The sequence below is a fragment of the Bacillus sp. EE-W1 genome, assembly GCF_009760835.1.
Classification (GTDB): Bacteria; Bacillota; Bacilli; order Bacillales; family Bacillaceae_G; genus Bacillus_A; species Bacillus_A wiedmannii.
Genome location: NZ_WIPE01000074.1, coordinates 323642 through 343610 on the forward strand (window position 1 = coordinate 323642; position 19969 = coordinate 343610).

The window sequence follows — 19969 nt, forward strand, 5'->3', positions numbered from 1 at the left end:
TACAACATTACGAATGGTCGCTGGACTTGAAGATATTTCAAAAGGAGAGTTTTCAATTGATGGTAAGCTAATGAATGATGTCCCTCCAAAAGATCGCGATATCGCAATGGTCTTCCAAAACTATGCTTTATATCCACATATGAGCGTGTATGATAATATGGCATTTGGATTAAAACTTAGAAAAATACCAAAAGATGAAATCGATCGTCGTGTGAAAGATGCAGCAAAAATTTTAGGACTGGAACAATATTTAGATAGAAAACCGAAAGCGTTATCTGGTGGACAACGTCAACGTGTTGCGTTAGGGAGAGCGATTGTTCGAGACGCGAAAGTATTCTTAATGGATGAGCCTTTATCCAACTTAGACGCTAAATTACGTGTTGCAATGCGCTCAGAAATTTCTAAATTACATCACCGTCTTGGAACGACAACAATTTACGTAACACATGATCAAACAGAAGCAATGACAATGGCTTCACGTCTCGTTGTTATGAAAGACGGAAAGATTCAACAAATCGGAACTCCAAAAGAAGTATATGAAACACCTGAAAATATTTTCGTTGGTGGATTTATTGGCTCTCCAGCAATGAATTTCTTCCGTGGTAAATTGACTGAAACCGATTTCGTTATAGATAATTCATTAAAAGTCAAAGTAACTGAAGGAAAAATGAAGATGTTACGTGAACAAGGCTATGTAAATAAGGAAATTGTTTTAGGTATTCGTCCTGAAGACATTCATGATGAACTATTATTTTTAGAAGCTTCACAATCTACTGCCTTCACAACAAAAATCGAAGTTGCTGAGTTACTAGGTGCTGAATCTATTTTATATATGAAACTTGGAGATCAAGATTTTGCAGCACGTGTTGATGCAAGACATACATTTTCACCTGGAGATCAAATTAAACTAGCATTTGATATGAATAAAGCGCATTTCTTTGATAGTCAAACTGAACAACGTATTCGTTAAAAAATAATTTTCCTCTGTATAACATACAAAAAAACCGTCCACATACTTTGAGGGCGGTTTTCATTATTATACGAGGGCTTCTACTGTATGAAATGATTGTCCTTTCGTGCCAATAATACCGAAAATCGGTAAGTCACTCAGCACCACTTCTTCTTGCTGTTTCATAAAAGATGACGTTAATTGTTTTATCTCTATCCAAACGTCATTAATACAAAGTACATTGGAATCGTTCTCTTGTTGGCGAGAAAAAATAGAATCTATTTTATATAAACCAGCATTTTGAAAAAGCATATCAATGCGACTAAATGCATTCAAAGTAATACTGATAACGCGTTGCCAATCTCCTTGCTTTCCCATATCATAGGATACAAAAAGTGCTTCTCCGCCTAGATTCGTAATTTCCTCCACTGTTGCTTGTCCACTTTCTTGATCAATGTCCGTCACAATTACTTTTGCGCCTTGTTTAGCCAACAAAAGAGCTGTATTACGTCCAATACCGATGCCACCGCCAGTTACGATAGCAACTTTTCCTGCAAGCTTCATTTTCATTACCCCTTCTATAAGTCTTACCGTCATTCAGTATACTCCTTTATGAGATTAGTCTGCAAGCAAGAAAAGTTGCTTATTAATTTGTAAGCGATTACTTTTTTACTCCTTCTTTTTTCTTACTATTACGCTGATCGAAAACTAAACCGATGAAAATTAAAATCCCCCAAAAGATTACGCTACCCCCAGTCATTTCAATTTCCCCCTTATTATATAATGATATTATTTTAATCATTATAACATTTTCTTAATTTTCAATCTATTGAAATCAAAAATGATATGGATTAACTTTTTCTTATTATATATCCTTTAAAATATATTTATATAATTAAAAAAGACCTTCTTATTTTATGTATAAAAAGGTCTCTGTTTTATTATACAAGACTTATCACTTTTGTTTTTGTAATTAAATCTTGAAAACCACAATTATCTTTGCGGAATAACATCATATATACGTTACATAATATCGGAATTCCAAGTAGCAATATGTTCGGTAATAACAATACAAAAAATCTTATAATTAATGTTTGTAATGTTAACTTTTCACTCTTCAATGAAATTAATTTTATTCTCGTTACCTTTTTACCAAGTGTAACACCGTTCCAAATAAAGGGTACCAAAATAAAATATATCGCCATTAATATAAAAACTACTGCGAGATCATATCTATAATCACCAAAACTAATATTAAAGCGATTAAAAATAGCACTATAATTTCCGGTCATAATAGCTACTACTGCACCATACATAACCGAGATTAAAAACATGTCAATTAGGGAAGCACCTATGCGATTCATTACAAGCGCTGGACGATGCATCTTTAACTTCATTTTATGTCGACTCCTTCATATCCTTCTTTACCCGTCTCATCGTACCACTTCTAAAAAACATTGTAAACTAGCGTTTCTCTTACTTTTCTTGTACAATGTTTTACAACAGCATTGTAAAGGAGGTTCCCATATTGAAAAAATGGATAATCCTATTCGTCGCATTCCTATTAGCCGGTTGTGCTGGAAATACAAATCATATAACTTATACGATTAACGATGAATACGAACTCATACGTACTTCTGGGAATGCATTTGAACTTTTCCCATCGCAAGATGCTGTATATGCCACACAATACATTCCTGCAAAAATTACAGACATAGCTTGGGATGATAAATACATTATTGCAAAACAAATTGAGGAAAAGTCAGATCCGAATAACCCTGACGGAGCAATTGCAAATAAAAAAAGTGAGCATTATTGGATTATTGACGTAAAGCATAATAAACGTTTTGGTCCTTATAATGAAAAGCAATTTAATGAACAAAAAGATGCATTTAAAATTAAGGTACCTTTTCAAAATGTAGATTCATACATAAAAGAAAAGAAAAAACAGTCAGCATAATATTTTTAACGCTGACTGTTTTTTCTTTTATGTTTTTAAAAATCCCCTACTCAGAAAGTGAGATATTAAAAGTTTGTGCCTCTTTTACAACATCTTGCGTTTCTGTATCTGCTGCGACTACATTATCTGTTGTAAACTTAATATCCTTTACCTTTTCTTTTCCATCATCAAGTATTAAGCCGATAATACCATCTCTTGTTTCACCAGGCTTATAGTCTTCCCTTGATACATTTTTTGTACCAACGAGCGTATCTTCATCATATAAAAAGTTTTGAGTTGCTACTTTAAAATGTTGCTTATCATTAATCGTAACATCATTCATAGAGAAAAATTGCATATTTTTATTCCCGCTATTTTCCACCTTATATGTAATTTCAACGTAACGAATCGTATCACTAATCTCTGTACCACTTATCGATGCATATAACTCCGCATCTTCTTGACTTACTTTATCTCCTAATCTACGCTTTACTTCTTCAGGAGTTAATGCCGTAAATACTTTTAATGCATTTTTTGCATCTTTACTCATCTGCGATAAAGAGATTACTTTTACATCTTGTATGTGAATTTTCATTGGTGCTACTTCAAATGTTTGATTTACAGATTGAATCTGTTCTAACTTAAAAGTACCCCACCCTGTTTCTTTCACTTTTTGTCCTACTTTTTTCAGCTCACGCCCACCATATTCTTTTGTTTCAGGAATAGATTCTTTCTTCTTCGGTTCAACTTTCTTTTCTTCTTGATGGAAGCAACCACTTAACATAAGAAGAAAACTACATAAAACAAAAATATTTTTCCATGCTTTCATCATATAATTTCTCCTAACACTATCATTCATTAATATAAATTAGTCCTTTGCTTTGTAGACTATAGAAACAATGAGAATTCCACAAAAGGAACTTGTCAGTCCAGATACTATTATACCCCCTATTTGGAAAATATGAAAATAGGGATCTACTAATGCGTGAACGATAAATACTAGAGCTGCGAAAATGATTGCCGAAACCCAATACTTCCTTTTTTCTGAAGCTATCATAAAATCTTTCCCTGTTTCATCTTTATACTTCCATAGTACGTATAATAGTAATAAGAAACCAACACATGTACTCCCGTGTTGCATATATTTATACACCGGGATACTATGTAATCCTCTTTGTAACAATGGTATCTTCGTAACAAAATAGCCTGTATTATGAGTAAATGCATCCCAAACGACATGCGTGAGCATACCAAATAAAGCAGAATAGCAAAATACAAAGAAATCCTTCCATGTATGAAGCCCCCACCTCTCATCTACTGCATATGCAAAATAGCCAGCAAATGGTTTAGGTAAATGTGTTATAAACGGCTTTTTTAAAATGTAATGATACATATATGCTAACAGAAATACAAGTGGTAAATTTAAATATAAGAATCCAAGCCATGTATGCCCAATAACACCATACGGTCTAAAGTGTAAAAAATATTCAAAATCAGGCGCCATACTGCCTAATATAAGAGCCGTTACTGAAATATATTGAGAACGCTTTTTCACAAAAGGAAGAACTGCTGCTGGATGCGCAAATGTAAACGGCATGTTTTAACTCCTTTTCATATCTTCAATAGAATACCATCTATCATAACGAGAGAATTGATCTTGATGCAATATTTATTTTCACATTGGAATATGATAGTTTACATGTTATAATCCACATGAAATATTCAGAAAATAAGGAGAGGTTCACGTGTCATTAACACTTGCCTTTTTTCTCATTCTGCTTATCTTCTTTGTACTTACATACATCGGCTTTTTTCTGTGGAAGCACTTAAAAATTATAAAATATATGCCTGCTCTCGTTGGTTTTATAAGCGTTTTTTTTATTTTCATATGGAAGAGAATGACTTTAGGCTGGGAAGGTCTTGGCTTTGGCGCACTTCAATATACAATACTATTTGCAAGCTGTCTTACCCTTGTATTTGCTGCTTTTTTAGAATCAAAATCCGTTATGAATTGAGGTTTATATATTGATTGACGTACCCTTTTTAAAAAATGTCACATTAAAAAAAGAAAATATCCCTAGTTTTTCCGCATATCCTTACTGTCTACCCGCTATCCGAACTTTACAATCACTTGCCTTCCATCCAAATGTAACATTCATTATTGGAGAAAACGGAACGGGAAAATCAACATTACTCGAAGCAATTGCAATCGCTTTAGGATTTAATGCAGAAGGTGGAACGAAGAATTTCCGCTTTAGCACAAACGATTCACATTCATCTTTACATGAATACCTTCGAATTTCTAAAAGTTTCAATACACCAAACGACGGTTTCTTTCTTCGTGCTGAATCATTTTATAACGTTGCTTCTTATATTGATGAGATAGACGCTATAAAATCTTATGGCGGTGTTTCACTTCACGAACAATCCCATGGTGAATCATTCTTTTCCTTATTTATGAACCGTTTTTCAGGACAAGGTTTATACATTTTAGATGAGCCTGAGGCTGCTCTATCACCAATGAGGCAACTTTCCATGCTTATTCGAATGCACGAACTAGCGGAACAAGGTTCACAATTTGTTATCGCGACGCACTCTCCTATTTTAATGGCTTATCCTGAATCCACTATATATTCTTTAACACAAGAAGGGATTCATGAATCCACATTAGAAGAAACCGAGCATTACCAAACGACAAAACTTTTCTTTGAAAATCGTGATCGATTATTTCATCATTTATTTGATTCTTAATAAAAAAGAAGCAGCGATTGCTGCTTCTTTTTTATAGTGCTTCTATAAATAATGCTACCCCAATACCGCCACCGACGCATAGAGAAGCAATTCCTTTTTCTAAACCGCGTCTCTTCAATTCATGAATTAAACTTACAGTAATACGAGCTCCTGTACAACCGATTGGATGTCCAAGTCCTACACCGCTACCGTTTACATTCACTTTTTCACGGTCTAAACCTAATTCTTTCTCTACAGCTAGGTATTGAGCCGCGAAAGCTTCATTAATTTCCAGTAAATCAGCATCTTCTAATGACCAATCTACTTTTTCTAACCCTTTACGAATTGCTGGTGCTGGTCCAATACCCATAATTTTCGGATCTACTCCAGCTACTGAATATCCAACAATTCTAGCTAACGGTTGTAAGCCTTTTTCTTTCGCTTTTTCTTCGCTCATTAATACTAGAACCGCACTTCCATCATTAAGGCCAGATGCATTCCCTGCCGTTACAGATCCATCTTTACGGAAAGCTGGTTTTAATCCTGCTAATTTTTCCGCTGTAATATCTGCACGTGGATGTTCATCCTTCGAAAATACTATTTCTTTTCTACGTTCTTTTATCGTAATAGGAACAATTTGCTCGTCAAAATATCCAGACTCGATGGCTTGCAGTGCCAATGTATGACTACGAAGCGCAACTTCATCTTGTTCCTCTCTTGTAATTTCATATTGGTCAACTAAATTTTCAGCCGTTTCACCCATCATAATATGATGAATCGGATCTTCTAGTACTTCCCACACCGTATCACGAATTTCTCCGTGCTGTAGACGTTGTCCCCAGCGGTGCTGTTTTAATGCATAAGGGCTTGAACTCATTGCTTCTACTCCACCTGCAATAACAACATCACTTACACCTAATTGAATTTGCATTGCAGCTGACATAATTGCTTGCATACCTGAAGAACATTGGCGTTGGATTGTATAACCCGTAACTGTGTCAGGAAATCCTGCCGCTAATGCAGCTGTTCTTGCAGTATTTGCTTCATCAGTTCTTTGAATACAATGACCTAAAATTACTTCATCAACTTCGTGTGGTTCTACCCCGCCTCGTTTTACAGCTTCCTGAAGTACAGGAACCGCTAATTCTACTGGCGTTACATTTTTTAGCGCTCCTCCAAAAGTTCCAATTGGCGAACGAACTGCAGCTGTAATAACAACATTATGCATTTTGCACTTGCCCCTCTCTTATGTACCCTAGTCAGTTTTTAGGTGAAATTCCATAAGATGTATGTCTGCATCTATCATACTATAAACATACTAAAAAATCAAAATATTTAATATAATAAAAATAGAAGGAATTAACCTTCTATTCTGTTAATGCATATAAAAATTTTTGTAAAATTTTCTCTGTCGTTTCATTCAATTTTGGTAACTTATCTACCGGAAAATATTGAAGCTTCAATCCCTCATGATCAAGCCTTAATTCTCCACTCACATGATGCCCCTGATACAGATGAATAACATTAAAAATTTCATCCCCATTAGGATAACGGAAATATACTTCCTTTCCTGATAAGACACCTAGAAATTGCATTATTTTTGCAGTTAATCCCGTCTCCTCGAATAATTCTCGGCGAGCAGTTTCTTCCGTCGTTTCTCCTAGTTCCATCGCGCCGCCAGGTACACCCCAATCATATGTATCTGAACGATATTGAAGCAATACTTCCTGATTATCATTTAGTATAATTATTGCTGATCCAACGAGAATAAGTGGTCTTGTCCCAACAACTTTGCGTAACTCTTCAATATACCCCATTATGTAAATTCTCCTTTCCTCACCCTCCCTTATCATAACAAAATTCTTCTCCTTTTGTTGATGTAATTTCCAAGAAAAAAAAGGAAGCTTTCGCTTCCTTTTTTCCATTTTTATTTCTTAAAACTTTCATATTTTACAGCTTCAAAAGCTTCTTCAATTTCATCATTACGATAATGAACATATGTAAAACGCCCTAATTCTACTAATCTTGCTATTTCTTGTAACGCTTTATGTTGCTCATATGTTTCCTCCAGCTTAATATGTACATAAAACTTCATTAATGGATGTTCATATAAAGGTTCTCCCACCTCTACATATACATCTTCAACCCCTTGTACAACTCTTACATAACTCGCAAATTGATAAAGTGCTTCTCTGTCTGAAACGATTTTTAATGTATACATATATTCTCCCCCTTTTCTTTACTATATCAAAAAGATGACCACACCATGTTATAGAACTATGAAATTTTTTCGACTTGTAATAAACAAGGCTTTTATCCATACATAGGGTCTTTTCCCAACATATATTATAGAAAGAATTTTTTCAGTTGAGGTGTTCCTTATGGATCCATACGTCAATATATGTATTTGCATTACTCCAGGCGCCGATATTTCTGATGACCGTATTGCAAAAGATTTAGCAGTTGCAGAATCAATTTGGCACCCCATTACATTTCAAATTAAAGACGTAATTATTTTAAATGAACTTTTTCGTTTTTCTGACCGTGAAATTAGTTATAAAAATTCTATTCAAAGTCAGGAAAAATTAGCATCCTTTTTCCAAACATGTGTAAATGAAGCTCCTGAATGCGACCTTTACATTTGTTATATTGGCAGTGATTATTTCAAAGAAACAGCCGTAATTGCCTGCGCGTACTCTTTAGCCAAACAACAGCAACTTACTGGTTATATCGTTTTAACAAATTCGGCTGCTCCCATGAAAAATATATATACGCTCGCTCACGAAGTCGGTCATATTTTATTTACAAGACGTGTTCATGGAAAACTTACTCACGCAGATCCTCATTCCCCAACTGGCTCGGAGCACCATCCTTCTCCAACAAATCTTATGTACCCTATCGTACCTCGTCCTGAAAACGTCCATATTCAATCCTTATTAACAAACGAACAAAAAGCACTCTCTTTACAAAGTTCTTTATTACAAAGAAAAAAACAGTAACTGTCATGTTACTGTTTAAAACAATTTATTCCAATTAATAAACGATATACCGGCTGCAAAGGATACACTATACACCTAAAACGAATCCCTCTAAAAATCAAAATATAGTATTTCTTTGGAAATAATTTTTTGTATATCCAGAGCAGCCACTTTTTTGAAATACTAGTTTACACTTTTTCTCTCTTCAATTTTTAAAGACCATCTCATTAACCCATATATACTTCCATACATAAGTAATATCTTTGCAATTCCCCAAAATACATTTTTTTCTTCTAATCCTTTAAATATAAACATAATCGCTAAAGGAACAATTAGCACCAAAACACCCATCCAACCAAGGACATACACTTCTCCAACGAAAAGTAATAAAAAGATACTTGCTGCTAATATATATGTTTGCATTGTCGATAATTGCAAAATAGGTGTACCGTACCATTTATCAACAAACATCAATAATACTAATAATAAAATGGGAACCATTACTATTATGTAAATAATTCCGAACTCTACAAATTTATTTTTAAAAGAAGACATTCTAAACGCAACAATGGTTCCAATAATCGTAATGATTAAGACGATAGGATAGCCAATTAACTGTATATTCGTTAGTGTAAATTGCTGATTTGGATTATTAAATAAAATATGAGTTAATATCCAATACCCGCCAATACCAATTATCATCGCAAGAATACTCTTTATACTCCCACCTTTATCCTTCTCCATCTCTTTCGCCAATTCTTCCGCATACTCTTTTGGTGAATCACCAAATATATCCGTTACCGTCTTTCCCTCTTTCTCACCTTCTATTAAATGAAGCTCTGCATCTTCTATAAAAGCGTCCACATCTTCTTCTTTCATTCCTTTTGTTATTAAATACACTTTCGTATCGATTAAAAACTTTTCTCCTTCTTTAGAAATCTGCATGATAACCCCTCCCTTATTTAACCGTTTCTCTTCTATTCGTCTTCATCATAATTTCAAGGAAAATTAAAATAAACAAACTTCCGTATAAACATATAACTTGAAATAACATTGGCACGAGATCTTCTGATGTAAATGTTTTAAACAGTAACATAATCGAAAATGGAATAATTAAATATAAGTTTTTAAACCATCCTTCAAAATATATATTTATCGCTACTGTGATCATAAAAATAGCTCCAGCTAATATATAACTTTGCGTTTGGGTGAATGTAAACGTTTTGGTAGGATAGATTACATCTAATATCGTAACAGCCCCCATTAAAAACATTGGCGCTACCATAACTAAAAACCACATAGAAAACCACGTTTTTGTAAAGCTTGTTACGAAGGTCATTTTGCGAAGTAAAAAATTAGGACCTATAACAACTAAAATCAATGACAAACTATACCCAACGCACTGAATAAGTGAGATCTGTAATACTCCGTTATTCACTATTAGGATAGAAGCAATAATCCAAAACGATACGATATTCATTACTGTAAAACCAATTTGTCTCCACGTTTCCTGTCTATCTCTTTCCATTACTTTTACAAGTTCATTTGCATATTCTTTCGGTGAGCTTCCGAAAATATCTTCTACACTTTTCCCATCACTCTCACCCTCGATTAAATGAAGTTCTGCATCTTCTATAAAATTTTCAATATCGCTTTCTTTCACACCCTTTGCTACTAAAAATAATCTCATATCTAATAAAAACTTTCGTGCTTCACTTGATAACATTATTTTTTCTCCCCTTCCCCTCAAGTAGACGCTCTACACTACTTTGCATCGTTTCCCAGCGATCCATAAATTCATTAAGTGCTTCCTCGCCTTTTTCTGTTAATGTATAATATTTCCGCTTTGGACCAGATGGAGATTCCTTCATTACACTTGTTATTAATCCTTCCTTTTGCATTCGTATTAATAGCGGATAAATACTTCCCTCACTCGCCATAGTAAAGCCATACTTCGCTAGCTTTTCACTCATTTCATAACCGTATATTTCACCTTCAGAAATAATAGCAAGTAAGCATCCTTCTAAAATCCCTTTCAGCATTTGACTTGTCGACATAATTCAAATCCTCCCACTATCTTGTTTTACAAGATAGATAAGCGTAAGTATCTTGCTTTACAAAATAGTATAGCAGAGGCTATTTTGCAAAACAAGATAGCTAACAATATTTTTCCAAATCTTTGCAGGATTTTTATTATCTACTCTCTAAATAGAGCAATATGAGAACTTTATTACGAAGGGATGTTTTTCACCATGGTTACAAATCGAGTTGTCTTTTTAACAGGTGCTGCAAGCGGTATTGGTTATGAAATGGGGAACGCTTTCGCAAAAGAAGGTGCAAAAGTTGTCATTACCGATCGTCTTGAAGAACGTGCAAAAGAAGCTGCTGAACAATTACAAAAAGAAGGCTATCAAGCTATCGGTTTAAAATGTGATGTTACATCTGAAGAAGAAATTACCGCTGCAATTTCTCAAACCGTTACTCATTTCGGTTCATTACATATATTAATTAACAACGCAGGAATGCAGCACGTTTCACCAATTGAAGATTTTCCAACTGAAAAGTTTGAACTACTTATTAAAATTATGCAAATCGCTCCTTTTATCGCAATTAAGCATGCCTTCCCAATCATGAAAAAACAAAAGTATGGCCGAATTATTAATGTAGCCTCCATTAATGGCCTCGTTGGATTTGCAGGAAAATCCGCCTACAATAGCGCGAAGCATGGCGTAATCGGATTAACAAAAGTTGCCGCTTTAGAAGGCGCTACTCACGGAATTACCGTTAATGCGCTTTGTCCTGGTTATGTCGATACCCCACTTGTACGTAATCAACTACAAGATTTAGCTACTACACGAAATGTACCACTTGAAAATGTTTTAGAAGATGTTATTTATCCACTTGTACCACAAAAACGCTTATTGCAAGTACAAGAAATCTCTGATTATGCTATGTTTTTAGCGAGTGAAAAAGCAAGAGGTATAACTGGACAAGCCGTTGTTATCGATGGTGGTTATACTGCTCAATAAAGTGAAGGCTTTTACTGCCCATTAATGCGGGGTAAAAAATAAAGTTTGCTCACGAAGAGCAAACTTTATTTTACTTTCTATCGCGAGGACCTTCCTACTTTAGTAATTGTTTAGGGAGTTTCTCGATTGCAACAATTACCCCATCTAATTTACTTTCAATACGATGGAGTAAATATAATGTTACAACAATCGGAAACCCTACATTACCTACCATCCTGATCCACTCTTCCATCTTTTCCGCCTCCTTCCATTATATAAATAAGAGAAAAGAAAACATTTAGGCATAAAAAAAAACAAGCTATTATGTATTAGCTTGTCTTTCAAATAATGATGCAATTTCCCGTTTATAATCTCCGTATATGATGCCTTTTTCAGTAATAATACCTGTAATTAATTCATTCGGTGTTACGTCAAATGCAGGATTATAAACATCAGTTCCAATTGGCGCCACTTGTTTTCCAAAAATTTTCGTAACTTCGGTTTCATCTCTTTCTTCAATAACAATTTCTGTACCTGTTTGTTTCGTAATATCAAACGTAGATAACGGAGCTGCAACGTAAAATGGAATATCGAAATAATTTGCTAATATAGCTAAATTCATTGTTCCGATTTTATTTGCTGTATCTCCATTTGCGACAATTCGGTCCGCTCCTACAATAATCGCGTTTATTTCTTTCGTTTGAATAGCATGAGCTGCCGTATTATCGGTAATAAGTGTTACATCAATATTTGCCTGTTTTAATTCCCAGGTCGTTAAACGCCCGCCTTGTAAAACCGGTCTCGTTTCACACGCATACGCATGTAAACGTACACCTTTTTCTTTCCCAATATAAAACGGTGCTAATGCAGTACCATATCTAGCAGTTGCAATGCTTCCAGCGTTACAAATTGTTAAAATGTGATCACCATCTTTAAAACATGTTAATGCATGTTCTCCAATACTCCGGCATACTGCTTCATCTTCTTGCTGAATGAGAAGCGCTTCTTCTTCTAATTTTTTTTGTGCTTCTTTTATTGTAGTAATTTCTCGAATTGATTCTCTCATATGATCGATTGCCCAAAATAAATTGACTGCTGTTGGGCGTGACGTTCCTAAATAATTACAATCTCTATTAAACTTCTTTTGAAATTCTTCCATATGTACAGTATTATATTTTTTTGATGCAAGTGCCAAGCCAAATGCAGCTACAATTCCAATTGCAGGTGCTCCTCGTACTTCTAGCATGACAATACTTTTCCATACCTCTTCAATCGTCGTTAATGTTTTGTATTCTGTACTATGCGGCAACTTTGTTTGATTTAATACTGCAATGGCATCACCTTTCCAACTGACAGATCTCGGAACAGTAACAATTGTACTCATGCTTTTATCCCTCCAGAAACTGTCTGTTGAAATAATGTTCGGAACAGTTGAATATCAGCACTCTTAGATTCATATTTTATTAGTTCTTTACCTAAGGATAACGCTTGTTTCTTAGCTTGAATTCTCGTTTCTTTATTTGCTATTCCATCTAAATCAGCTACATGCGCTAAGCCAATTGTTCTACGGATAAGCTCACATCCGGCAAATCCAACGGCATCTGTAAAAATATTTTGCAAAATAATTGGCAACCATTGTTTCTCTTTCGTATATGCTTCTACACCTTCTCCAATCCATAACTTCGTAAAAGCTTCTACAAAATAACTCCATGTTTTCTCAATATGGAAAAATAGCACACTTCTTTTTTCCTCTTCACGGGATAGTGCATTTAATAATAAATTTGCAATAAATTGGCCAAGATCAAATCCACATGGACCATATGTTGCAAATTCTGGATCAATTACTTTCGTTTCAGCAGGGGATGAAAAAATACTACCAGTATGTAAATCACCATGAATAAGCGCTTCTTTTCTCGTTAAAAATTTATATTTATACTGTGCTACTTTTAATTTTAAATTTTTGTCACTCCATAGTTCATCCACCGCTAGTTGTAACTCTGGTTCATAATCATTCGTATTATAATGACTAAACGGATCTGTAAACACTAAATCTTCCGTGATTTTACTAAGATCTGGGTTTACAAATGCACCTTCTAGTACCCTTTTCTCTTCTGATTGTAAACCGAAATCTGAAGTATAAAACAACACATGTGCTAGAAAGCGACCAATATGTTGGGATAAAAGCGGGTACTCCTCTCCATCTATTAATCCTTTTCTTGCAATTGTTAGCCTTGATAAGTCTTCTATGACTGTTACTGCTAACTCTTCATCATGACTGTACACTACCGGCACATATTCCGGCACATACTTCGCAAAAATTTGTAATGCTTTACTTTCAATCGTCGCTCTTTTTATAGACAGTGGCCAGCTCTCACCAACTACTTTCGCATATGGCAGTGCTTGTTTTATTATAATAGACTTCTCTCCATCATCTAATTTGAACACGTAATTTAAATTTCCATCTCCAATTTCATGACAAACTACATTTGCTTTCTTTTCAAAATAACCGTGTTCTTTCGCATATTGTATAGCTGTCGTTTCAGTTAATGAATAATATCCCATCGTCTTCTCCCCCTTTTTTAATTCAGAGGTTTTTCTGACGTAGAAAAACCTCTTTCCACAAAGAAAGAGGTTTGAAGTTTATCTTCTCCCCTCTTATCTGCCAGAAAGATTTACTTTCTGCTGGAATTAGCACCGTGCCTTTTGGCGTAAATAAACGCCCCATTTCACAATGGTATTACGGTCGGTTGCTGGGCTTCATCGGGCCAAATCCCTCCACCTGCTCTTGATAAGAGTTGTATAATTTTTTGAATTTTTAACTTTATGTTGAAGACTATACCAAGAATAAAAATCACTTGTCAACATTTTATTTGTATAATTCTGGACGACGATCTGCAAAAACTGGAATTCCTTTGCGTACTTCTTTAATTTTCTCAAAATGAAGCTCTCCCAATAAAATTGATTCTTCTTCATTCGCTTCTACAACAACTTCGCCCCAAGGATCGACAATTAAAGAATGACCGGCAAACTCATTATTCGGATCCTTTCCTGCCCTATTACATGCAACAACATAACACTGATTTTCAACTGCTCTTGCTTGCAATAACAAACGCCAATGCGCTAAACGAACCAATGGCCATTCTGCTACAACAAATAAAACTTTTGCACCTTTCGCAGTATGAACGCGCATCCACTCTGGAAAACGAATATCATAACAAATTGTGCCGGCGCACTCTACATCATCTAGCCTAAATTCACCTGTACTATTTCCAGCGATTAAATATTTATGTTCATCCATAAGCTGAAATAAGTGCACTTTACTATATTCATTGACTAGTTCTCCTTCCTTGTTTACCACATACATTGTATTTGTAACACCTTGTTCTGTTTGCTTCGCTATAGACCCACCGACAATATGTACACCATATTGCTTCGACCATTCTTTCAGCTTTTCTTTCGTTTGCAATCCATCCCTATCTGCAATTTCAGTAAGCCTCGTTAAATCATATCCCGTTGTCCATAGTTCTGGTAAGACAATCACATCTGGTCTTTCCTTCATCGCTTCGCTTATTTTATTTTTAGCATTCTCAATATTTTTTTCTACATCTCCAAAGACAATATCCATTTGAATACATGCGACTTTCATTTTGTCAGCCCCATTCTTAATTTTTTCTTTACAAAATACTGGAAAGATTATATCATTTGTCACTAGAATTGTAACAACTTTCAAAAGAGGTGGAAAGTATGAAATTATTTCAACCTTCTGAGATAGTAACATCATTGCCTACACAATTTTTTGCTTCACTTGTTGCAAAAGTTAACAAAGTCGTTGCAGATGGTCACGATGTTATTAATCTAGGTCAAGGTAATCCAGATCAACCAACACCGCAGCATATCGTAAAAGCTTTACAAGATGCTGCTGAAAAGACCATTCATCATAAATACCCACCATTTCGCGGACACGAAAGTTTAAAAGAAGCCGTGGCAACATTCTATCAACGCGAATATGATGTAGTAGTAAATCCAAAAACAGAAGTTGCTATTTTGTTTGGTGGAAAAGCTGGATTAGTAGAATTACCACTTTGTTTTACAAACCCTGGTGATACTATTCTCGTTCCAGATCCAGGCTATCCAGATTATTTATCAGGAGTTGCTTTAGCAAAAGCACAATTTGAAACAATGCCGCTTATTGCAGAAAATAATTTTTTACCAGATTATACAAAAATTGATGCCGCTACCGCTAAGCGTGCAAAGTTAATGTTTTTAAACTATCCAAATAATCCTACCGGTGCTACTGCATCAAAAGGTTTCTTTGATGAAACCATTCATTTTGCTAATGAACATAATATATTAGTCGTTCATGATTTTGCTTACGGTGCTATTGGATTCGATGGTCAAAAACCTGTTAGTTTCTTGCAAGCAGACGGTGCTAAAAATACAGGTATTGAAATTTACACTCTATCGAAAACTTTCAATATGGCTGGATGGCGCATCGCTTTTGCTGTGGGGAATGAAAGTGTGATTGAGACAATTAACTTATTACAAGATCATATGTATGTTAGTATTTTTGGTGCAGTTCAAGATGCTGCCCGCGAAGCACTATTAAGTTCACAGTCTTGCGTAATAGACCTTGTAAATAGTTACGAATCTCGAAGAAACGCTCTTGTTTCAGCTTGTCACTCAATTGGTTGGAATGTAGACATTCCAACAGGCTCATTCTTTGCATGGCTTCCTGTTCCGAAAGGATATACATCTGAGCAATTTTCTAATATTTTACTAGAAAAAGCACACGTTGCAGTTGCTCCTGGTGTTGGATTTGGTGAACATGGCGAAGGGTATGTCCGTGTTGGTCTCTTGCATACAGAAGATAGATTAAGAGAAGCCATTAATCGAATTGATAAATTAAATTTTTTCAAAAAGTAATTGACAACATGAAAAATATCTGACAAAATTCAGTTATCTTAAAAATTTAAACATTTCTAAATACTTCTTATCAAGAGCAGGTGGAGGGACGAGCCCGACGAAACCCGGCAACCGATCTACAATTGTAGACACGGTGCTAATTCTCGCAGCATTATGCTGACAGATAAGGAGCTGGTTGTAAAAAAACCTCTCCTTAGCTGAGAGGTTTTTTTATTTAACTAGGAGGTTTTAACAATGAGCGGAATTATAGCAACGTATTTAATCCATGATGATTCACATAACTTAGAAAAAAAAGCCGAGCAAATTGCACTCGGTTTAACAATTGGCTCTTGGACTCATTTGCCACACTTATTGCAAGAACAATTAAAACAGCATAAAGGCAACGTCATTCATGTTGAGGAACTAGCTGAACAAGAACATACCAATTCGTATTTACGTAAAAAAGTTAAACGCGGGATTATTAAAATCGAATATCCGTTATTAAACTTCAGTCCGGACTTACCAGCAATTTTAACAACTACATTCGGAAAGCTATCACTTGATGGTGAAGTGAAATTAATCGACTTAACATTTTCAGACGAGTTAAAACAATATTTCCCTGGTCCAAAATTCGGGATAGATGGTATTCGAAATCTTTTACAAGTGCATGAGCGTCCCCTTTTAATGAGTATTTTTAAAGGAATGATTGGACGAAATATTGGGTATTTAAAAACACAATTACGCGATCAAGCAATTGGTGGTGTAGATATAGTAAAAGATGATGAAATATTATTTGAGAATACATTAACACCACTTACGAAACGCATTGTATCTGGAAAAGAAGTTTTACAATCCGTATATGAAACATACGGACATAAAACGTTATATGCCGTAAATTTAACAGGACGAACTTTTGATTTAAAAGAAAATGCGAAACGCGCAGTGCAAGCTGGGGCAGATATTCTATTATTTAATGTATTTGCTTACGGACTAGATGTACTACAATCACTTGCAGAAGATGATGAAATCCCAGTTCCTATTATGGCACACCCTGCTGTAAGTGGTGCTTATTCATCATCCAAGTTATATGGAGTTTCCTCTCCATTATTACTAGGAAAGCTACTACGTTATGCTGGGGCTGACTTTTCATTATTCCCATCTCCATACGGAAGTGTTGCACTAGAAAAAGAGGAGGCTCTTGCCATCTCAAAACATTTAACTGAAGACGATGCATTTTTCAAGAAGAGTTTTTCTGTTCCGTCTGCTGGTATTCACCCTGGTTTCGTTCCCTTTATTGTACGAGATTTCGGTAAAGATGTTGTTATTAATGCTGGCGGCGGGATACATGGACATCCAAGTGGGGCGCAAGGGGGCGGTAAAGCTTTCCGTACTGCAATTAATGCTACTTTGCAAAATACACCACTCCATGAAGTAGATGACATAAATTTGCATAGTGCACTACAAATATGGGGAAATCCCTCTCATGGGGTGAAATTATGAGTATTCAAGTATTTTGTGATTTCGATGGCACGATTACAAATAATGATAACATTATGTCCATTATGGAAAAATTCGCACCACCAGAAGCCGAAGAAGTAAAGAATAGAATTTTATCACAAGAGCTGTCTATTCAAGAAGGTGTTTCTCAATTATTTCAATTAATACCTACTAGTCTACACGATGATATGATTCAATTTTTAATAAAAACTGCTGAAATCCGTAGTGGTTTTCATGAATTTATACAATTTGTAAATGAAAATAACATTTCTTTTTACGTTATATCAGGTGGAATGGATTTCTTCGTCTATCCACTCTTACAAGGAATCATTCCAAAAGAGCAAATTTACTGTAATGAAACAGACTTTTCAAGTGAATTCATTACAGTTAAGTGGCCTCATCCTTGTGATCATCATTGTCAAAATCATTGCGGATTATGCAAATCATCTTTAATCCGTAAATTAAGTGATACGAATGACTTCCATATTGTGATTGGAGATTCAATTACTGATTTACAAGCTGCGAAACAAGCAGATAAAGTATTCGCTCGCGACTTCCTTATTACAAAGTGTGAAGAGAATTATATTGCTTATACACCGTTTGAAACATTTCACGATGTTCAAACCCAATTAAAACATTTGTTGGAGGTGAAATCATGAAACAACTTTTTCGTCAATGGTATGACTTAAGCGAGATAAAAAAAGAATTAACAACACGAAATTGGTTTCCAGCAACGAGTGGTAATATTTCTATAAAGGTTAGTCATGAGCCACTTACTTTTCTTATTACAGCAAGTGGTAAAGATAAAACAAAAACTACTCCAGATGATTTTCTATTAGTAGATCATCTAGGGGTTCCCGTATTAGAGACTGAATTACGCCCTTCAGCAGAAACAATATTGCATACACATATTTATAACAATACGAATGCTGGGTGCGTACTTCATGTTCATACAACTGATAATAATGTCATCACAAATTTATATAGTGATGCAGTCACCCTTCAAAATCAAGAAATTATTAAAGCTCTCGATATTTGGGAAGAAGGTGCAACAATTCACATTCCTATTATCGAAAACCATGCCCATATCCCAACGCTTGGAGAAAACTTCCGAAAGCACATACAAGGAGATTCGGGAGCAGTATTAATTCGTAACCACGGTATTACCGTATGGGGCCGAGATAGCTTTGATGCAAAGAAAAGATTAGAAGCTTATGAGTTTTTATTCCAATTTCATATAAAACTATTATCAATTCAAGGAGGCGTTTCTAATGGCGCAAATTCGTATTCATGAAGTAAATACTCGCATAGAAAATGAAGTAGAAGTATCTAAATTTCTACAAGAGGAAGGCGTTTTATATGAGAAATGGAACATCTCTAAACTTCCTACTTATTTAAATGAAAATTATTCGTTAACAGATGAAAACAAGGCTGAAATATTAGCTGTGTTTTCAAAAGAAATCGCTGATGTTTCAGCGCGCCGAGGTTATAAAGCACATGATGTAATTTCACTTTCAAATAGCACACCTAACCTTGACGAATTATTAATTAATTTCCAAAAAGAACACCATCATACCGATGATGAAGTTCGCTTTATTGTTAGTGGACATGGCATCTTTGCCATTGAAGGAAAAGATGGCAAATTCTTTGACGTTGAACTTGAGCCAGGCGATCTCATATCTGTTCCAGAAAATGCAAGACACTATTTTACCTTGCAAGATGATCGTCAAGTTGTAGCTATTCGTATTTTTGTTACAACTGAAGGCTGGGTTCCAATTTATTAAGGTAGTTAGTTGAATAAAAGGACTTGGATCCCCTTTTCCAACCTTTTATTCACTCTACATATATACATCCTCCTATGGAACAGGCTTATTTCAAAAAATGAAATAAGCCTGATTTTTTATGTACCTAACCATACGATTCCTTTCGTTCAAAAAAACAACCTCCCCCTTCTATTTTTTAAGTG

The 19969-nt window shown here is 35.0% G+C and carries 26 protein-coding genes, 1 pseudogene and 2 riboswitches; of the genes and pseudogenes, 11 read left to right on the forward strand and 16 right to left on the reverse strand.

Annotated features, from left to right (window positions below; genetic code table 11):
• On the forward strand, positions 1-970 hold a 970-nt coding region (locus GFJ36_RS20855), incomplete at its 5' end, for an ABC transporter ATP-binding protein (protein WP_242016026.1).
• Between the two features lie 66 nt (positions 971-1036).
• On the opposite strand, the gene GFJ36_RS20860 is transcribed toward GFJ36_RS20855, so the two are convergent.
• The 3 genes from GFJ36_RS20860 to GFJ36_RS20870 form a co-directional block, all read right to left on the reverse strand.
• Positions 1037-1546, reverse strand: coding sequence for an SDR family NAD(P)-dependent oxidoreductase (locus GFJ36_RS20860; protein ID WP_000218424.1), 510 nt, complete (start codon positions 1544-1546; stop codon positions 1037-1039).
• Positions 1547-1610: 64 nt separating this feature from the next.
• Positions 1611-1709: a hypothetical protein gene (locus tag GFJ36_RS20865; RefSeq protein ID WP_000145657.1), complete on the reverse strand. Its 99-nt coding sequence runs from the start codon at positions 1707-1709 to the stop codon at positions 1611-1613.
• Between the two features lie 181 nt (positions 1710-1890).
• Entirely contained in the window at positions 1891-2346 is a 456-nt protein-coding gene (locus GFJ36_RS20870; protein ID WP_000769076.1) for an RDD family protein, read from the reverse strand.
• A 131-nt stretch (positions 2347-2477) separates the two neighbouring features.
• Between GFJ36_RS20870 and GFJ36_RS20875 the strand changes: the two genes are divergently transcribed.
• On the forward strand, positions 2478-2909 hold the full coding sequence (locus GFJ36_RS20875) for a DUF3997 domain-containing protein (RefSeq protein ID WP_000758773.1): 432 nt from the start codon (positions 2478-2480) through the stop codon (positions 2907-2909).
• 46 nt (positions 2910-2955) lie between these two features.
• Here GFJ36_RS20875 and GFJ36_RS20880 read toward each other — a convergent pair whose 3' ends face one another.
• Together GFJ36_RS20880 and GFJ36_RS20885 are read right to left on the reverse strand one after the other, a co-directional pair.
• Positions 2956-3720: a CREC-EF hand family protein gene (locus GFJ36_RS20880; protein ID WP_048546181.1), complete on the reverse strand. Its 765-nt coding sequence runs from the start codon at positions 3718-3720 to the stop codon at positions 2956-2958.
• A 36-nt stretch (positions 3721-3756) separates the two neighbouring features.
• Positions 3757-4485: a DUF4184 family protein gene (locus GFJ36_RS20885; RefSeq protein ID WP_088064330.1), complete on the reverse strand. Its 729-nt coding sequence runs from the start codon at positions 4483-4485 to the stop codon at positions 3757-3759.
• A gap of 148 nt (positions 4486-4633) precedes the next feature.
• Between GFJ36_RS20885 and GFJ36_RS20890 the strand changes: the two genes are divergently transcribed.
• Positions 4634-4903, forward strand: coding sequence for a hypothetical protein (locus GFJ36_RS20890; protein WP_088064331.1), 270 nt, complete (start codon positions 4634-4636; stop codon positions 4901-4903).
• A 10-nt stretch (positions 4904-4913) separates the two neighbouring features.
• The gene (locus tag GFJ36_RS20895) at positions 4914-5639 is read left to right on the forward strand and encodes an AAA family ATPase (protein WP_000567976.1); all 726 of its coding nucleotides are present in this window, start codon (positions 4914-4916) and stop codon (positions 5637-5639) included.
• A gap of 31 nt (positions 5640-5670) precedes the next feature.
• On the opposite strand, the gene GFJ36_RS20900 is transcribed toward GFJ36_RS20895, so the two are convergent.
• The 3 genes from GFJ36_RS20900 to GFJ36_RS20910 form a co-directional block, all read right to left on the reverse strand.
• Positions 5671-6846, reverse strand: a complete 1176-nt coding sequence (locus tag GFJ36_RS20900; RefSeq protein WP_000552069.1) for an acetyl-CoA C-acetyltransferase — start codon at positions 6844-6846, stop codon at positions 5671-5673.
• Positions 6847-6985: 139 nt separating this feature from the next.
• Complete coding sequence (locus GFJ36_RS20905; RefSeq protein ID WP_000540530.1) at positions 6986-7435, reverse strand: NUDIX hydrolase; 450 nt, start codon at positions 7433-7435, stop codon at positions 6986-6988.
• Between the two features lie 110 nt (positions 7436-7545).
• On the reverse strand, positions 7546-7839 hold the full coding sequence (locus tag GFJ36_RS20910) for a DUF3928 family protein (protein WP_000288327.1): 294 nt from the start codon (positions 7837-7839) through the stop codon (positions 7546-7548).
• A gap of 160 nt (positions 7840-7999) precedes the next feature.
• Here GFJ36_RS20910 and GFJ36_RS20915 point away from each other — a divergent pair, with 160 nt between their 5' ends.
• Complete coding sequence (locus GFJ36_RS20915) at positions 8000-8617, forward strand: DUF955 domain-containing protein (protein ID WP_087985107.1); 618 nt, start codon at positions 8000-8002, stop codon at positions 8615-8617.
• Positions 8618-8632: 15 nt separating this feature from the next.
• Here GFJ36_RS20915 and GFJ36_RS30140 read toward each other — a convergent pair.
• From GFJ36_RS30140 to GFJ36_RS20930, 4 genes and pseudogenes are all read right to left on the reverse strand, one after another.
• Positions 8633-8769 (reverse strand): annotated as a pseudogene (locus tag GFJ36_RS30140) (DNA-binding protein); the annotation flags it as partial.
• Between the two features lie 10 nt (positions 8770-8779).
• A complete protein-coding gene (locus tag GFJ36_RS20920) occupies positions 8780-9541 on the reverse strand; it encodes a DUF1129 domain-containing protein (protein ID WP_088064332.1) in 762 nt (253 codons plus the stop codon).
• 13 nt (positions 9542-9554) lie between these two features.
• Positions 9555-10322 carry a DUF1129 domain-containing protein gene (locus GFJ36_RS20925; RefSeq protein ID WP_097907173.1) on the reverse strand — a complete coding sequence of 256 codons (768 nt, stop codon included), beginning with the start codon at positions 10320-10322 and terminating at the stop codon, positions 9555-9557.
• Positions 10309-10653, reverse strand: coding sequence for a PadR family transcriptional regulator (locus tag GFJ36_RS20930; RefSeq protein WP_088608096.1), 345 nt, complete (start codon positions 10651-10653; stop codon positions 10309-10311). Before GFJ36_RS20930 ends, GFJ36_RS20925 begins: the two co-directional genes overlap by 14 nt.
• Positions 10654-10848: 195 nt before the next feature.
• Here GFJ36_RS20930 and GFJ36_RS20935 point away from each other — a divergent pair, with 195 nt between their 5' ends.
• On the forward strand, positions 10849-11625 hold the full coding sequence (locus GFJ36_RS20935) for a 3-hydroxybutyrate dehydrogenase (RefSeq protein ID WP_000258444.1): 777 nt from the start codon (positions 10849-10851) through the stop codon (positions 11623-11625).
• A 94-nt stretch (positions 11626-11719) separates the two neighbouring features.
• On the opposite strand, the gene GFJ36_RS20940 is transcribed toward GFJ36_RS20935, so the two are convergent.
• From GFJ36_RS20940 to GFJ36_RS20955, 4 genes are all read right to left on the reverse strand, one after another.
• Complete coding sequence (locus GFJ36_RS20940) at positions 11720-11857, reverse strand: YvrJ family protein (RefSeq protein ID WP_000393345.1); 138 nt, start codon at positions 11855-11857, stop codon at positions 11720-11722.
• 69 nt (positions 11858-11926) lie between these two features.
• Complete coding sequence (gene mtnA, locus GFJ36_RS20945) at positions 11927-12988, reverse strand: S-methyl-5-thioribose-1-phosphate isomerase (protein ID WP_097889644.1); 1062 nt, start codon at positions 12986-12988, stop codon at positions 11927-11929.
• The gene (gene mtnK / locus GFJ36_RS20950; RefSeq protein ID WP_097889643.1) at positions 12985-14166 is read right to left on the reverse strand and encodes an S-methyl-5-thioribose kinase; all 1182 of its coding nucleotides are present in this window, start codon (positions 14164-14166) and stop codon (positions 12985-12987) included. Before mtnK ends, mtnA begins: the two co-directional genes overlap by 4 nt.
• Positions 14167-14256: 90 nt before the next feature.
• A riboswitch (SAM riboswitch) is annotated at positions 14257-14399 on the reverse strand.
• Between the two features lie 71 nt (positions 14400-14470).
• On the reverse strand, positions 14471-15334 hold the full coding sequence (locus GFJ36_RS20955; protein ID WP_141542705.1) for a carbon-nitrogen family hydrolase: 864 nt from the start codon (positions 15332-15334) through the stop codon (positions 14471-14473).
• 14 nt (positions 15335-15348) lie between these two features.
• Between GFJ36_RS20955 and GFJ36_RS20960 the strand changes: the two genes are divergently transcribed.
• The 5 genes from GFJ36_RS20960 (at position 15349) to GFJ36_RS20980 (ending at position 19787) form a co-directional block, all read left to right on the forward strand.
• Positions 15349-16527 carry a pyridoxal phosphate-dependent aminotransferase gene (locus GFJ36_RS20960; RefSeq protein ID WP_087985113.1) on the forward strand — a complete coding sequence of 393 codons (1179 nt, stop codon included), beginning with the start codon at positions 15349-15351 and terminating at the stop codon, positions 16525-16527.
• A gap of 64 nt (positions 16528-16591) precedes the next feature.
• A riboswitch (SAM riboswitch) is annotated at positions 16592-16697 on the forward strand.
• A 64-nt stretch (positions 16698-16761) separates the two neighbouring features.
• Entirely contained in the window at positions 16762-18006 is a 1245-nt protein-coding gene (mtnW, locus tag GFJ36_RS20965) for a 2,3-diketo-5-methylthiopentyl-1-phosphate enolase (RefSeq protein ID WP_087985114.1), read from the forward strand.
• A complete protein-coding gene (locus GFJ36_RS20970; protein ID WP_000027484.1) occupies positions 18003-18662 on the forward strand; it encodes a 2-hydroxy-3-keto-5-methylthiopentenyl-1-phosphate phosphatase in 660 nt (219 codons plus the stop codon). The genes mtnW and GFJ36_RS20970 overlap by 4 nt, the downstream gene beginning before the upstream one ends.
• Complete coding sequence (locus tag GFJ36_RS20975; RefSeq protein WP_000811328.1) at positions 18659-19297, forward strand: methylthioribulose 1-phosphate dehydratase; 639 nt, start codon at positions 18659-18661, stop codon at positions 19295-19297. Before GFJ36_RS20970 ends, GFJ36_RS20975 begins: the two co-directional genes overlap by 4 nt.
• Positions 19275-19787, forward strand: coding sequence for a 1,2-dihydroxy-3-keto-5-methylthiopentene dioxygenase (locus tag GFJ36_RS20980; RefSeq protein WP_000057324.1), 513 nt, complete (start codon positions 19275-19277; stop codon positions 19785-19787). The genes GFJ36_RS20975 and GFJ36_RS20980 overlap by 23 nt, the downstream gene beginning before the upstream one ends.
• The last annotated feature ends 182 nt before the right edge of the window (positions 19788-19969 follow it).

Excerpts from the sequence above, each read along its gene's own strand:
- GFJ36_RS20860 (WP_000218424.1), bottom strand. The coding sequence starts at position 1,546 with ATGACGGTAAGACTTATAGAAGGGGTAATGAAAATGAAGCTTGCAGGA.
- GFJ36_RS20865 (WP_000145657.1), bottom strand. The coding sequence starts at position 1,709 with ATGACTGGGGGTAGCGTAATCTTTTGGGGGATTTTAATTTTCATCGGT.
- GFJ36_RS20870 (WP_000769076.1), bottom strand. The coding sequence starts at position 2,346 with ATGAAGTTAAAGATGCATCGTCCAGCGCTTGTAATGAATCGCATAGGT.
- GFJ36_RS20880 (WP_048546181.1), bottom strand. The coding sequence starts at position 3,720 with ATGATGAAAGCATGGAAAAATATTTTTGTTTTATGTAGTTTTCTTCTT.
- GFJ36_RS20885 (WP_088064330.1), bottom strand. The coding sequence starts at position 4,485 with ATGCCGTTTACATTTGCGCATCCAGCAGCAGTTCTTCCTTTTGTGAAA.
- GFJ36_RS20900 (WP_000552069.1), bottom strand. The coding sequence starts at position 6,846 with ATGCATAATGTTGTTATTACAGCTGCAGTTCGTTCGCCAATTGGAACT.
- GFJ36_RS20905 (WP_000540530.1), bottom strand. The coding sequence starts at position 7,435 with ATGGGGTATATTGAAGAGTTACGCAAAGTTGTTGGGACAAGACCACTT.
- GFJ36_RS20910 (WP_000288327.1), bottom strand. The coding sequence starts at position 7,839 with ATGTATACATTAAAAATCGTTTCAGACAGAGAAGCACTTTATCAATTT.
- GFJ36_RS20915 (WP_087985107.1), top strand. The coding sequence starts at position 8,000 with ATGGATCCATACGTCAATATATGTATTTGCATTACTCCAGGCGCCGAT.
- GFJ36_RS20920 (WP_088064332.1), bottom strand. The coding sequence starts at position 9,541 with ATGCAGATTTCTAAAGAAGGAGAAAAGTTTTTAATCGATACGAAAGTG.
- GFJ36_RS20925 (WP_097907173.1), bottom strand. The coding sequence starts at position 10,322 with ATGTTATCAAGTGAAGCACGAAAGTTTTTATTAGATATGAGATTATTT.
- GFJ36_RS20930 (WP_088608096.1), bottom strand. The coding sequence starts at position 10,653 with ATGTCGACAAGTCAAATGCTGAAAGGGATTTTAGAAGGATGCTTACTT.
- GFJ36_RS20935 (WP_000258444.1), top strand. The coding sequence starts at position 10,849 with ATGGTTACAAATCGAGTTGTCTTTTTAACAGGTGCTGCAAGCGGTATT.
- GFJ36_RS20940 (WP_000393345.1), bottom strand. The coding sequence starts at position 11,857 with ATGGAAGAGTGGATCAGGATGGTAGGTAATGTAGGGTTTCCGATTGTT.
- mtnA (WP_097889644.1), bottom strand. The coding sequence starts at position 12,988 with ATGAGTACAATTGTTACTGTTCCGAGATCTGTCAGTTGGAAAGGTGAT.
- mtnK (WP_097889643.1), bottom strand. The coding sequence starts at position 14,166 with ATGGGATATTATTCATTAACTGAAACGACAGCTATACAATATGCGAAA.
- GFJ36_RS20960 (WP_087985113.1), top strand. The coding sequence starts at position 15,349 with ATGAAATTATTTCAACCTTCTGAGATAGTAACATCATTGCCTACACAA.
- mtnW (WP_087985114.1), top strand. The coding sequence starts at position 16,762 with ATGAGCGGAATTATAGCAACGTATTTAATCCATGATGATTCACATAAC.
- GFJ36_RS20970 (WP_000027484.1), top strand. The coding sequence starts at position 18,003 with ATGAGTATTCAAGTATTTTGTGATTTCGATGGCACGATTACAAATAAT.
- GFJ36_RS20975 (WP_000811328.1), top strand. The coding sequence starts at position 18,659 with ATGAAACAACTTTTTCGTCAATGGTATGACTTAAGCGAGATAAAAAAA.
- GFJ36_RS20980 (WP_000057324.1), top strand. The coding sequence starts at position 19,275 with ATGGCGCAAATTCGTATTCATGAAGTAAATACTCGCATAGAAAATGAA.